The organism is Mesorhizobium sp. YIM 152430, assembly GCF_029210365.1.
Classification (GTDB): domain Bacteria; phylum Pseudomonadota; class Alphaproteobacteria; order Rhizobiales; family Rhizobiaceae; genus Aliihoeflea.
The window spans coordinates 28,173-40,733 of sequence record NZ_JARGES010000025.1 but is presented as its reverse complement, the minus strand read 5'-3'; the positions used below and the strand labels follow the sequence as shown (position 1 = coordinate 40,733).

General features: G+C 65.2%; 11 protein-coding genes and 1 riboswitch. Of the genes, 9 read left to right on the top strand and 2 right to left on the bottom strand.

Going from position 1 to position 12,561, the window contains the following annotated elements:
- Positions 1-2 precede the first annotated feature (2 nt).
- Entirely contained in the window at positions 3-1,940 is a 1,938-nt protein-coding gene (locus PZ895_RS07245) for a DUF2207 domain-containing protein (RefSeq protein ID WP_275838351.1), read from the top strand.
- An 81-nt stretch (positions 1,941-2,021) separates the two neighbouring features.
- The gene (glyS, locus tag PZ895_RS07240; protein ID WP_275838350.1) at positions 2,022-4,328 is read left to right on the top strand and encodes a glycine--tRNA ligase subunit beta; all 2,307 of its coding nucleotides are present in this window, start codon (positions 2,022-2,024) and stop codon (positions 4,326-4,328) included.
- 3 nt (positions 4,329-4,331) lie between these two features.
- On the opposite strand, the gene PZ895_RS07235 is transcribed toward glyS, so the two are convergent.
- On the bottom strand, positions 4,332-4,634 hold the full coding sequence (locus tag PZ895_RS07235) for a hypothetical protein (protein ID WP_275838349.1): 303 nt from the start codon (positions 4,632-4,634) through the stop codon (positions 4,332-4,334).
- Between the two features lie 148 nt (positions 4,635-4,782).
- On the opposite strand from PZ895_RS07235, the gene PZ895_RS07230 reads away from it, so the two are divergent.
- From PZ895_RS07230 to PZ895_RS07220, 3 genes are all read left to right on the top strand, one after another.
- The gene (locus PZ895_RS07230; RefSeq protein WP_275838348.1) at positions 4,783-5,769 is read left to right on the top strand and encodes an L-threonylcarbamoyladenylate synthase; all 987 of its coding nucleotides are present in this window, start codon (positions 4,783-4,785) and stop codon (positions 5,767-5,769) included.
- A gap of 9 nt (positions 5,770-5,778) precedes the next feature.
- Positions 5,779-7,206 carry an FAD-binding oxidoreductase gene (locus tag PZ895_RS07225; RefSeq protein ID WP_275838347.1) on the top strand — a complete coding sequence of 476 codons (1,428 nt, stop codon included), beginning with the start codon at positions 5,779-5,781 and terminating at the stop codon, positions 7,204-7,206.
- Between the two features lie 201 nt (positions 7,207-7,407).
- The gene (locus PZ895_RS07220) at positions 7,408-7,971 is read left to right on the top strand and encodes a DUF6101 family protein (protein WP_275838346.1); all 564 of its coding nucleotides are present in this window, start codon (positions 7,408-7,410) and stop codon (positions 7,969-7,971) included.
- Here the strand turns inward: PZ895_RS07220 and ubiA are convergent, their stop codons facing one another.
- Entirely contained in the window at positions 7,972-8,946 is a 975-nt protein-coding gene (gene ubiA / locus PZ895_RS07215; RefSeq protein WP_275838345.1) for a 4-hydroxybenzoate octaprenyltransferase, read from the bottom strand.
- 98 nt (positions 8,947-9,044) lie between these two features.
- Between ubiA and PZ895_RS07210 the strand changes: the two genes are divergently transcribed.
- The 4 genes from PZ895_RS07210 (at position 9,045) to PZ895_RS07195 (ending at position 12,543) form a co-directional block, all read left to right on the top strand.
- The gene (locus PZ895_RS07210; RefSeq protein ID WP_275838344.1) at positions 9,045-9,299 is read left to right on the top strand and encodes a type II toxin-antitoxin system prevent-host-death family antitoxin; all 255 of its coding nucleotides are present in this window, start codon (positions 9,045-9,047) and stop codon (positions 9,297-9,299) included.
- A complete protein-coding gene (locus PZ895_RS07205) occupies positions 9,296-9,568 on the top strand; it encodes a Txe/YoeB family addiction module toxin (protein ID WP_275838343.1) in 273 nt (90 codons plus the stop codon). Before PZ895_RS07210 ends, PZ895_RS07205 begins: the two co-directional genes overlap by 4 nt.
- Positions 9,569-9,624: 56 nt before the next feature.
- Positions 9,625-10,896: a phosphoribosylamine--glycine ligase gene (purD, locus tag PZ895_RS07200; protein WP_275838342.1), complete on the top strand. Its 1,272-nt coding sequence runs from the start codon at positions 9,625-9,627 to the stop codon at positions 10,894-10,896.
- A 74-nt stretch (positions 10,897-10,970) separates the two neighbouring features.
- Positions 10,971-11,183: riboswitch (cobalamin riboswitch) on the top strand.
- A 112-nt stretch (positions 11,184-11,295) separates the two neighbouring features.
- A complete protein-coding gene (locus PZ895_RS07195) occupies positions 11,296-12,543 on the top strand; it encodes an aromatic ring-hydroxylating dioxygenase subunit alpha (RefSeq protein WP_275838341.1) in 1,248 nt (415 codons plus the stop codon).
- Positions 12,544-12,561 lie beyond the last annotated feature (18 nt).

Genomic DNA, 12,561 nt, shown 5'->3' with positions numbered 1-12,561 from the left:
GCATGACGCGCATCCTCGCCTCGCTCCTCGTCCTCCTGGCGCTCGTCTCCGGCGCGCTGGCGCAAGAAGAGATCACCGCCTTCCGCGCCGACATCGACCTCGCAGCAGGCGGCACGATCGCGGTCACCGAGACCATCACCGTCAACGCCGAAGGCGACCGGATAAGACGCGGCATCTTCCGCGACTTTCCGCTGCGCTTCGAGGATGCGGACGGCCGCCTGCGCGAGATCGATTTCGACATCCTCTCCATCACCCGCGACGGCGATGCCGAGCCTTACGCCACCGAGCGCGGCTCGGGCATCGTGCGCATCCGCATCGGCGACGCCGACACACTCCTAGCCCCCGGCCTCCACACCTACGAGATCACCTACGCGACCGGCCGGCAGATGCGCTTCTTCGACACCCATGACGAGTTCTACTGGAACGTCACCGGCAATGGCTGGGATTTCCCGATCCGCGACGCGGTCGCCGACATCCGCCTGCCGCAAGGCGTCTCGGCCGACGACGTCACCTTCTACACCGGTCCGTTCGGCTCGACCGCACAAGACGCCGCTACACAAACGCTCGACGGGGGCAACCGCATCGTCGTGGAAGCAGACGCGGCTTTGGCGCCGCGCGAGGGTCTGACCGTCTCAATATCCATGCCCAAGGGTTCGATCGCGCCGCCCACCGCCGCGCAGGAGCGCGAATGGTGGCTGCGCGACAACCGCGCGCTTCTCATTGGCGCGCTCGGCCTTGCCGTCGTCCTTGCCTACTACCTGTGGGCTTGGAGCCGCGTCGGCCGCGATCCGCCGGCCGGCGTCGTCGTGCCGCGCTGGGAGCCGCCGCAGGGCATATCGCCGGCGCTGACCAACTACATCGACAAGCGCGGATTTCGCGGGCAGGGCTGGGACGCGCTCTCCGCCGCGACGATCAACCTCGCGGTCAAGGGCTATACCGAACTCGACGATCTCGACGGCAACCTGACCATCCGCCGCACCGCAAAGCCTGCCGCGGACCTTCCCGTCGGCGAAGCCGCGATCCTCGCCCATCTGCCGCAGGCGGGCGATACGCTCACCGTCGACAAGGCGAACGGCACGCGCGTCATCGCGGTCGGCTCGTCCTTCCGCTCGGCGATGGAAAAGGAGCATCGCAACCGCTTCTACCGCCACAACAGGCTTTATGTCTTTGCCGGCATTGCCCTTTCGGTGCTGACGCTGGTCGCCTTCATCGCCTTTGGCGGGCTCAGCGAGGGCCTTCTCGGCCTGATGTTCGCCGCCGCCATTCCGGCCATCGTGCTCTCCGTCTTCGCCGTCAATTTCGGCCGCCGGATGCGCAGCGCCACCTCGCTCGGCGGCCGTCTGATGGCGGTCGTGATGATGGGCTTTGCCGGCTTCGTCGTCTTTTCCGGCCTCAGCACTACCATCCTCTCCGTCATCCTCGATCCCGCCGACGTCATGCCGATCGCCGCCATCCTCGGCATCGTAATGGTCAATGTCATCTTCCTCTTCCTGATGGGCGCGCCGACGCCGCTCGGCCGCAAGTCGATGGATGAGATCGCCGGCCTCAGGCAGTATCTGACGGTCGCCGAAAAAGAGCGCATGAACATGCAGGGCGCGCCGCAGATGTCGCCGCGCCATTTCGAAACCCTGCTTCCCTATGCCGTCGCGCTCGGCGTCGAAAAGCCGTGGTCGCGCGCTTTCGATTCGTGGCTGGCGACTGCCGCCGCGACGGGCGCCGCCGCGGGCTATGTCGCTCCGATGTGGTATCACGGACGCGGCTTCGACGGCGGCTCCATCGGTGCGACCATGGGCGGGCTCGCCGGCCAGCTTTCGGACAGTTTCACCGCCTCGCTGCCCGCACCGCAATCCTCATCCTCCGGCTTCGGCGGCGGAGGCATGTCGGGTGGCGGCGGCTTTTCCGGCGGCGGTGGCGGTGGTGGTGGAGGCGGCGGCTGGTAATTTTTCCATCCGGCATGACAACCGGCCGTCCTCTTGCTAGAGGCAGCGTTCCACTCGCACACCAGCATCGTGACCGATCCTATGCCCGACCTTCTCCTAGAACTCCGCTCCGAGGAAATCCCCGCCCGTATGCAGCGCAAGGCGGCGGGCGATCTGAAGAAGATGGTCACGGATGGTCTGGTCGAGGCTGGCCTGACCTATGAGGCCGCCACCGAATACTGGACGCCGCGCCGCCTGACGCTCGACATTCGCGGCCTCACCGCACGGTCGAAGGATGTGCGCGAGGAGATCAAGGGTCCGTCCACCAAGGCCCCCGAACAGGCGATCCAAGGCTTCCTGCGCAAGGCGGGCCTGTCGGACGTTTCCGAAGCCCACACGCACACCGACCCGAAGAAGGGTGATTTCTACGTCGCCCATTTGCTCAAGCCCGGCCGTGCTGCCGAGGAGATCATCGCCGAAATCGTGCCCGCCGTGGTGCGCGCCTTCCCCTGGCCGAAATCGATGCGCTGGGGCACTGCGTCGGCCAAACCCGGCTCGATGCGCTGGGTGCGCCCGCTGCAATCCATCGTCTGCACCTTCGGCCCCGAAACCGAAGAGCCGGTCGTCGTCGATTTCGAGATCGACGGCATCCGCTCGGGCAATATCACCTATGGCCATCGCTTCCATGCGCCGGACGCGATCACCGTGCGCCGCTTCGACGATTATGTCTCGAAGCTGGAAGCCACCAGGGTCGTGCTCGACGCCGAACGGCGCAAGCGCATCATCCTCGACGACGCCAGGAACCTCGCCTTCGCCTCTGGCCTCGAACTGGTCGAGGACGAGGGGCTTCTGGAAGAAGTCTCCGGCCTCGTCGAGTGGCCGGTCGTGCTGATGGGCGCGTTCGAGGAAGACTATCTGGCCATCCCGCCGGAAGTGATCCGCCTCACCATCCGCGCCAACCAGAAATGCTTCGTCGTCCGGCCGCAAGGCGATGCGGACGGTCTGGCCAACCGCTTCTTGCTGACCGCCAACATCGATGCTACCGATGGCGGCAAGGAGATCGTTCATGGCAACGGCAAGGTCGTGCGCGCGCGCCTCTCCGACGCCGTCCATTTCTGGAAGACCGACCAGGCCGATCTGCCGGATCTCAAGCAACTCACCGCGTCGGCCGAAAAATTCGACCTCGATCTCAAGAAACCGCTCGACCAGCGCATGGCCCGGCTCGACCATCTCGGCGTCACCTTCCACGCCAAGCTCGGCACGCAAGGCGAGCGCGTCGCGCGCATCGCGAAACTCGCGCGCGAACTTGCTCCCATCGTCGGCGCCGATCCCGACCTCGCCGCCCGCGCCGCCGTGCTCGCGAAGGCGGACTTGACGACCGAAATCGTCGGCGAATTTCCCGAACTCCAGGGCGCGATGGGCCGCAAATATGCGCTCCTCCAAGACGAAGACGCGTCAGTCGCCGCCGCCCTCGAAGACCACTACAAGCCCCAAGGCCCGTCCGACACCGTGCCGACCGATCCCGTCGCGATTGCCGTCGCGCTCGCCGACAAACTCGACACGCTGGTCGGCTTCTGGGCCATCGACGAGAAGCCCACCGGCTCGAAGGACCCCTATGCGCTGCGCAGGGCGGCGCTGGGTGTGATCAGGATCGTGGTGGAGAATGGGGTGCGATTGGGGCTTCAAAATCAATGGCACAACGCCTTTGTCAGGCTGCTTCTGGACATTAGAAAGCTGGAGTACGAACCCGCTTTTCTGTCCGCTTCTAGCCTTGGTGCGCATTTCGATGATGCCACAAAAGATGATCTCCGTGACCGAGTAGCTGAAGCGTTTGCGGACGACGCATCGTTCAATTTGGAACAAGATGTTGAACGCATCAATGGCATCGAGCGTGATCTCCTCTCCTTCTTCCATGACCGCCTCAAGGTCTACATGCGCGACAAGGGCGCGCGCCACGACCTGATCGACGCGGTCATCTCGCCTGAAACAGACGACCTCCTTCTCATCACCTCCCGCGTCGCCGCCCTCGGCATCTTCCTCGATTCCGAAGACGGCAGGAACCTCCTCGCCGGCACCAAGCGCGCCGCGAACATCCTCGCCGCCGAGGAAAAGAAGGGCACCGCCATCGCCCCATCCGTCGATCCGTCGCTCTTCCGCCAGCCGGAGGAAGGCGCGCTCTTCGACGCGGTGAACCAGGCCGAGAAAAACGCGGGCCAAGCGATTCAAACGCAGGACTTTTCCGCCGCCATGCTGGCGCTGTCGGTGCTGCGCGCGCCGGTCGACGCCTTCTTCGAGGCGGTGCTGGTCAATGACGAAGATCAGGCCGTGCGCGCCAATCGCCTCGCACTGCTCGCCCGCATCCGCGCGGCGACCGGCGCTGTTGCCGATTTCTCGAAGATTGCTGGTTGAACCTTACTCGAGTCCGCCGCCATTCGTCTCGGCGTCGGACTCGGCCTCCGGCGCGTCTGCATCGCGGGACGCCAGCACCGGCGCGGTTCCATCGGAAATTCCACCACGCATGACCATCGGCGTGACGACGCGCCTGGTTTCGGCCTTGGTCGGGACCACGGCCTCGACCTTCGGCTCCGCCGGCGTTCCGCGCGCGATGATCGACGGTGCCGGACCCTTGAGTTCCTGAAGGACGCTGATCGACCCGGCCTGGGCCGCAAGGGGCAGGGCGGCAATGAGGGACGTGGCAAGAAGAACGCGTGACATGGGCTTCCCGGAACAATCGAACTGATCGAGCCTCGCATGACGGCATCAATTCCTTAACATTTCGGATCAGCTTTGCCTTGCGGCATCAATTTCACGGCGTTAATCCGGGCCGAAAAGGAATCCCGGATCAACGACTTGGCCGGGAGAGATGAATCGGAAGATCGATTTGGCGGACATCGTGACAGGGCAGGCGGGGCTTTCCCGCGCGGTGGAGCTTCTGGCGGCAGGCGAGGCGGTCGCGCTGCCGACCGAGACCGTCTATGGCCTTGCCGCCGACGCCACCAATGGCGAGGCCGTCGCAAGGATTTTCGAAGCCAAGGGCCGCCCGCGCTTCAATCCGCTGATCGTCCACGTCGCCGACATGAAGATGGCGGCCGACATCGCGATCTTTGACAGCCTGTCGCGCAAGCTCGCCGCCGCCTTCTGGCCGGGCCCGCTCACCATCGTCCTGCCGCTCCGCATCGGCCACACGGTTCATCCGCTGGTCTTCGCGGGGCTCGATACCGTTGGCCTGCGAATGCCGGACGGGCCGGCGCATGAGGTGATCAGCCGTCTCGACAGGCCGCTCGCCGCCCCCAGCGCCAATTCCTCCGGCCGCATCAGCGCGACGAACGCCGCCGCTGTCGAAGCCGATCTCGGGTCGAAAATCCCCCTCATCCTCGACGGCGGACCGACTTCCGTCGGCGTCGAATCGACCATCGTCAAGATCGAGGACGGCATGGTGCGCCTCCTGCGCCCCGGCGGCGTCTCGGCCGAGGATATCGAGGCGGTCGTCAACACGCCGCTCCTGCGCGGTCTGTCCGAAAAGATCGAAGCGCCCGGAATGCTTGCCTCCCACTACGCGCCCGCCGCCTCGGTCCGGCTCGACGCGGCCGCGCTGATGCCCGGCGAAGCGCTGCTCGCCTTCGGTTCCTTCTCCATCTCCGGCAGCCCGCTCGCTACGCGCAACCTGTCGCCCTCCGGCGATCTGCGCGAGGCGGCAGCGAACCTTTTCTCCCATCTGGCCGAACTCGACGCTTCCGGCGCCTCCACCATCGCCGTAACGCCGATCCCGAAACATGGCCTTGGCGAGGCGATCAACGACCGGCTCGCCCGCGCCGCAGCCCCGCGTGACAATCCGGCCGTCGCCAAATAGGCTCCGGCCATGCTGACCACGCCGCCTCTCGATTCCGCCCTTCTTTCCAGATTCGCCGCCATCGTCGGCGAGAAATACGCCATCACCGATTCCGATGCGCTCGCGCCCTATCTCGTCGAGCCGCGCGGCCGCTATGGCGGCGCGTCCCCGCTCATCCTGCGTCCCGGCAGCGTCGAGGAAGTGTCGGCGATCTTGAAACTCGCCACCGAGACCTGCACGCCCATCGTTCCGCAGGGCGGCAATACGGGGCTCGTCGGCGGCCAGATGCCGGACGGCACCGGCCGCGAGATCGTCCTGTCCCTCGGTCGCCTCAACCGCATTCGCGAAATCGACCTTCAGTCGAACACGATGATTGTCGAGGCTGGCGTCATCCTCCAGACCATCCAGGAAATGGCCGACGAAAACGGCCGGCTCTTTCCTCTGTCCCTCGGCTCACAGGGCACCTGCCAGATCGGCGGCAATCTCTCGTCCAATGCCGGCGGCACCGGCGTCCTTGCTTATGGCAACGCGCGCGAACTCTGCCTCGGCGTCGAAGTCGTCCTGCCCACCGGCGAGGTGCTCGACGATCTGCGCAAGTTGAAGAAGGACAACACCGGCTACGACTTGAAGAACCTCTTCGTCGGCGCCGAAGGCACGCTCGGCGTCATCACCGCCGCCGTGGTCAGGCTCGTCCCGAAGCCGAAGGGCCGCGAAGTCGCATGGATCGGCCTCGAAAGCCCTAGGGCCGCGCTCGACCTCTTCGCCATCGCGTCCGACCGCGCCGGTGCGGGCCTCACCGCCTTTGAACTCATCCAGAAGCGCGCGCTCGACTTCACCCTGAAACACATCCCCGACACGCTCGATCCGCTTTCTACCCCGCAGCCCTGGCATGTGCTGATGGAAATCTCCTCCGGCCGCTCGGCCGAGGATGCGCGCACGCTGATCGAGGAGATCGTCGGCGAGGGGCTTGAGGCGGGCCTCGTCGCGGACGCGACGCTCGCGATGAACCTCGCGCAGGGCAATGCCTTTTGGAAGTTGCGCGAATCCATGTCTTGGGCGCAGGGGCCCGAAGGCGGCTCTATCAAGCACGACATCTCCGTCCCCGTCGCCGCAATCCCCGCCTTCATCGCCGAAGGCGAGGCGGCCGTACGTTCGGTCGTCCCCGATGTCCGCCTCGTCTGCTTCGGCCACATGGGCGACGGCAATCTCCACTTCAACGTCACCCAGCCGGAAGGCGGCGACAGGGACGCGTTCCTCGCCCGCTATCGCGAGATGAACGACGCCGTCCACGCTGTCGTCCGCGCGATGCACGGCTCGATTTCCGCCGAGCACGGCATCGGCCGGATGAAGCGCGACGAACTCATCGCCACCGCACCCCCGCTTGCGATCGACCTGATGCGACGCATCAAGTCCACCTTCGATCCCGCCGGCATCATGAATCCGGGCAAGATCATCTGATCCTAACGGGTTGGAAAGGGAGCTTTCCCAATCCTTTCAGCGGGTTGGAAAGCGATAACCATCCGGCGCATCCAGACAAATTTAACCGAAAATCTAAGGCCGACGGTAACAGCCCGCGCCTAGTCTCCAATCCAACGAGGCGGAAAACCGCCCGCGAGAAACCGCCGAAGGCGGCTCTCAGGAGAGACAGGAAGGCGAAACATGAACACCGGGCTGAAACCCGCCTGGGCGGGCCGCGACATGCGGCTCGACCCCTTCAGGCTGCCGCAAGCTACCACCTATGCGACGCAGGACGCATTCGGCGACGTTTCCTTCGAGATCGATCGCCGCCGCGTCACCATCCGCCGCCTTCTGGAGAAGAGCCAGCTTCCGGTGACGGTCGTTCTGCCGGCCAACGCCTTCAAGGGCGTGGCAGCCCGCGCGATCGAGGACGGCGAGGGTGCCGTCACGGTCACGCTGGAACTGATGCACAGCGATCCGATGCTCTCCGTTCCGCTTCTCGTCGCTCATGACCTCGACGACGTTGCGGCAGACTGGCGCGCCTGGGCGGATGCCTACCAGCTTCCCATGCTGCTCTTCGAGGCCGACGGCGTCGCCCGTTCGCTGGAAGAATCGCTCGGCGGCGTGAAGACGGCCCCGTTCAAGGAACGCCGCAAGCGGCGCGTGTCCCAAAACCGCCGCCCGCGCTTTCTGGCTCGCCGCAAATTCGGCAATCTGGGGATGCGCCTCGTCGTCGGCGGCGAGGAAATCATCGCACGTCGCTGATCAGGCGAGCGCCGCCGCCACGCTCCCCAGCATCAGCCCGCCGAAGATCAGCCAGCCCACGGTCGAGTTCGACTTGAACAGCCTGAGGCACTGGTCGCCGTCATCGATGTCGGCGACCACGATCTGCCGCGCCATATGCGCGGCCGCTGCCGCAAGGCCGAGATAGGCAGGCCAAGCGACCTCGGCGACGGCAAAGGCGGCTGCAAACAGCGCCAGCGCGCCCGAATAGAGCGCCACCAGCCACGGCTTTGTGTTCGTGCCGAAAAGCCGTGCCGTCGAACGCACGCCGACCAGCGCGTCGTCCTCGCGGTCCTGATGCGCATAGAGCGTGTCATAGCCGATCACCCACAGGATCGATCCGAGATAAAGCACCGCCGGCGCCAGCGAGACGGAACCGAAATACGCCGCCCAACCCATCCACGCGCCCCACGAAAACGCGAAGCCGAGAAAGAGTTGCGGCCAGTCCGTATAGCGCTTCATGAACGGGTAGATCGCCACCGTGCCGAGCGAAGCGATGCCCATCCCCACCGCGAACCAGTTGAACTGCAACAGAACGACCAGCCCGACGAGGCACTGCCCGAAAAGGAACGCCCATGCCTGCCGGCGCGAAACCTGGCCGGATGGCAGCGGCCGCGAGCGCGTGCGCGCCACCATCGCGTCGATGTCCTCGTCGACGATGTCGTTATAGGTGCATCCCGCCCCCCGCATCGCGATCGCGCCGATCAGGAACAGCGCCAGATGCCAGACCGACGGCAGTTGCGCGGCGACCCCGTCGCCCGCGTCGAAAAATGCGGCCCCGGCCAGCGCCGCCGACCACCAGCACGGCCAGAGCAGGAGCCACCAGCCGATCGGCCGGTCCCACCGCGCGAGCTGCGCATAGGGCCACACCCCTTGCGGCAGCGCGCGATAGACCCAATGCCCGGATGGCGCATCGGCGACGCGCCCGCGCGCGCCCTTGGATTGGATCGTTTCCATCGCCACGGATTGGCAGGGCGGGGCGGCACCGTCAAGCGATCGGTTTGCGCAACCGTCATTGTACGGCTATATGTACACTTCCATCGGAGGCCGCCACCATGATCGTCGCCAATCTCAGCGAATTCCGCGCCAACATGGCCCGATACATTGAAAAAGTTCTGGACGATCGCGACAAGCTCATCGTCACCCGTCGCAACCGCGAGCCGGTCGTCGTCATGCCCCTGTCGGAATGGGAGGGAATGCAGGAAACTTTGCATCTCCTGTCCTCGCCCGCCAATGCCGAGCGCCTACGCGCCTCCATGGCGGAAGCTGAGGCAGGCCGTTTGATTGAACGCGAGCTGATCGAGCCGTGAAGCTTCAATGGACTGAGCAGGGCTGGGACGACTATCTCTATTGGCAGTTGAACGATGTCGACATGATCGCCAAGATCAATGTGATGATCAAGGACACGCGTCGCAGCCCTTTTCGCGGATTGGGCAAGCCGGAACCTCTACGCAATGACATGGCCGGCTGGTGGTCGCGCCGCCTCACCCAGGAGCATCGCCTCGTCTACCGCGTTACCGGGAAGGGCGATGCACAGGCACTCGAGATCGCAGCCTGCCGCTTCCATTATGGCCGTTGACTTGACCTTGCTACCGTCAGCCCCTATCGCCCTCGCAAGACAGAGCGAGGGCGGTCATGAACATTCTTCTCATCGGTTCGGGCGGACGCGAGCACGCGCTGGCCTGGAAGATCGCCGCTTCGCCGATGCTCTCGAGGCTTTACGCTGCACCCGGCAATCCCGGCATCGCCGAACATGCCGAATGCGTGACGCTCGACCTCGATGACCATCAGAGCATCGCCACATTCTGCAAGCTGATGGCGATCGATCTCGTCGTCGTCGGCCCGGAAGCGCCGCTCGTCGCCGGCCTTGCCGACGTGCTCGCAGGACGCGGCATCCGCGTTTTCGGCCCGTCCGCCGCCGCGGCGCGCCTCGAAGGCTCGAAGGGCTTCACCAAGGACCTCTGCGCTCGCTACGACATCCCCACCGCCGCCTATCAGCGCTTCAACAACGCCCCGAAGGCGAAAGCCTACCTCCGCCAGACCGGCGCGCCGATCGTCATCAAGGCCGACGGTCTTGCCGCAGGCAAGGGCGTCACGGTGGCAATGACGTTGGAGGAGGCGCTCGCCGCCATCGATGATTGCTTCGAGGGCGGGTTCGGCGAGGCGGGGGCCGAAGTCGTCGTCGAGGAATTCCTCGAAGGTGAGGAGGCATCGTTCTTCTGCCTCTGCGACGGCAGGACCGCGCTTCCCTTCGGCACCGCGCAAGACCACAAGCGTGTCGGCGACGGAGACACCGGGCCGAACACCGGCGGCATGGGAGCCTATTCGCCTGCTCCCATCCTGACGCAGGCGCTCGTCGACGAGGTCATGCAAACCATCATCGAGCCGACCATGAAGGGCATGGCCGAGATGGGCGCGCCGTTCTCGGGCGTGCTCTATGCCGGCCTGATGCTGACCGGGGACGGCCCGAAGCTCATCGAATACAACACCCGCTTCGGCGATCCCGAATGCCAGGTCCTGATGATGCGGCTGAAGGAAGACCTCCTGATCCTGCTCAACGCCGCCGCCGACGGCCAGTTGGCGCACATGTCGGCGCGCTGGCGCGACGAGGTCGCGCTCACCGTGGTGCTCGCCGCCGAAGGTTATCCGGGTAAGCCGAAGAAGGGCAGCGTCATCCCCGGCCTCGACAGGGTCGGCGACGAAGTCGAGATTTTCCACGCCGGCACGGCAAAGAACGGCGAGGACATCGTCGCCAATGGCGGCCGCGTCCTGAATGTCACCGCGACGGCCAAAACCGTCGGTGAAGCGCGCGAAAAGGTCTATGCCGCCATCGACCGGATCGACTGGCCGCAAGGTTTCTGCCGCCGTGACATCGGCTGGCGCGAGGTCGAGCGCGAAGCGCGCTGACGTCGATTTTTCAGCGCGTCGCCCCATGCTCATCCCATGTCGCATTCCAGCTTCCAGAAGCCTCGCGCGAATGCTTGAATGCAGTCAGTTCAGGTGCCGCCTTCTGATCGAGGCGGAGAATTGGGAAGCCGGTGAAAAGCCGGCGCTGCCCCCGCAACGGTAAATGGAGTGAGGTCGCAACGGGAGCCACTGGGCATTGTGCCTGGGAAGGTGTTGCGACAGGTCGATGGAGCGATCCGAAGACCGGCTCTTGAGCCCGGAAACCAGCCTGAATCTCGACAAACCGACTGATCGCGGTGGGCGGTCAAGGGGCGGATGCGCGCGCGGTCATTTTGCCGTCGCGGCCTTCTCCTTCGAAATCTCCACCAGTTCAGTCCTTGCATGAAGGCAGGACAGGACATGGATGCGCGCAACGAAATGCTGGCCCGGCTCCAGCGCCGCAAACCCGGCTACAGCCTCGACCAAGTGTTCTACATCGACCCGCAGTTCTACCGGCTCGATCTCGACCTGATCTGGTATCGCGACTGGCTTTTCATCGGCCATGACTGCGAATTGCCGAAGCCCGGCAGCTATTTCACCGTGCAGATCGGCGACTATCCCGTCGTCGTGGTGCGCGACGCCAAGGGCGCGATCCGCGCCTTCCACAACACCTGCCGCCATCGCGGCTCGCGGGTCTGCACGGCCGCTAAGGGAACGGCGGCCAAACTCGTCTGCCCGTATCACCAGTGGACCTACGATCTCGACGGCCGTCTCGTCTTCGCCCGCCAGATGGGTGCGGATTTCGATGCCTCGCAGTTCGGCCTGAAGCCCGTAGCCTGCGAAAGCGTCGCCGGCTACCTCTTCATCTGCCTTGCCGACGCGCCCGCCGATTTCGCCCCCTTCCGCGCGCAGGTCGAGCCCTATCTCGCGCCACACCGGCTGACGGAAACGAAGGTCGCCTTCGAATCGACCATCGTCGAAAAGGGCAACTGGAAACTCGTCTGGGAAAACAACCGCGAGTGCTATCACTGCGCGGGCAACCATCCCGAGCTTTGCAAGACCTTCCCCGAAGCGCCGACCGTCACCGGCGTCCAGGCCGCCGAGAGCGACCCGGAGATAGTCGCGCATTGGCAGAAGTGCGCAGCGGCGGGCCTGCCGTCCCGCTTTGAGCTCGCCGAGACCGGCCAGCACCGGGTCACCCGCGTGCCGCTCCTGCGTGATGCCGTCAGCTACACGATGACGGGCAAGCGCGCGGTGAAGAAGAACCTGTCCGACACCGTCACCACCGACCGCATCGGCTCGCTCCTGCTTTTCCACTATCCGACGACCTGGAACCACGTTCTCGGCGACCACGCCGTCACCTTCCGTGTCCTGCCGATCAGCGCGACGCAGACGGCGGTGACGACCAAATGGCTCGTCCACAAGGATGCCGTCGAGGGCGTCGACTACGACCTTGCGGAACTGACCCATGTCTGGACCGAAACCAACGACCAGGACCGCCGCATCGTCGAGGAAAACGCCTTCGGCATCGCCTCGCCTGCCTACCAGCCTGGGCCGTATTCTGAAGAGCACGAAGGCGGCGTCATGCAGTTCGTGGACTGGTACTGCCGGTTTGCCGAGGAACGGCTGACAGGCGACGCCAAGCCGGCGCTGCGGTCGGTGGCTTGAGGGATACGACCATGCTCT

Coding starts and splice junctions, on each gene's coding strand:
- PZ895_RS07230 (WP_275838348.1), top strand. CDS start 4,783: ATGAATCGGAAGATCGATTTGGCGGACATCGTGACAGGGCAGGCGGGG.
- PZ895_RS07235 (WP_275838349.1), bottom strand. CDS start 4,634: ATGTCACGCGTTCTTCTTGCCACGTCCCTCATTGCCGCCCTGCCCCTT.
- purD (WP_275838342.1), top strand. CDS start 9,625: ATGAACATTCTTCTCATCGGTTCGGGCGGACGCGAGCACGCGCTGGCC.
- PZ895_RS07245 (WP_275838351.1), top strand. CDS start 3: ATGACGCGCATCCTCGCCTCGCTCCTCGTCCTCCTGGCGCTCGTCTCC.
- glyS (WP_275838350.1), top strand. CDS start 2,022: ATGCCCGACCTTCTCCTAGAACTCCGCTCCGAGGAAATCCCCGCCCGT.
- PZ895_RS07225 (WP_275838347.1), top strand. CDS start 5,779: ATGCTGACCACGCCGCCTCTCGATTCCGCCCTTCTTTCCAGATTCGCC.
- PZ895_RS07195 (WP_275838341.1), top strand. CDS start 11,296: ATGGATGCGCGCAACGAAATGCTGGCCCGGCTCCAGCGCCGCAAACCC.
- PZ895_RS07210 (WP_275838344.1), top strand. CDS start 9,045: ATGATCGTCGCCAATCTCAGCGAATTCCGCGCCAACATGGCCCGATAC.
- ubiA (WP_275838345.1), bottom strand. CDS start 8,946: ATGGAAACGATCCAATCCAAGGGCGCGCGCGGGCGCGTCGCCGATGCG.
- PZ895_RS07220 (WP_275838346.1), top strand. CDS start 7,408: ATGAACACCGGGCTGAAACCCGCCTGGGCGGGCCGCGACATGCGGCTC.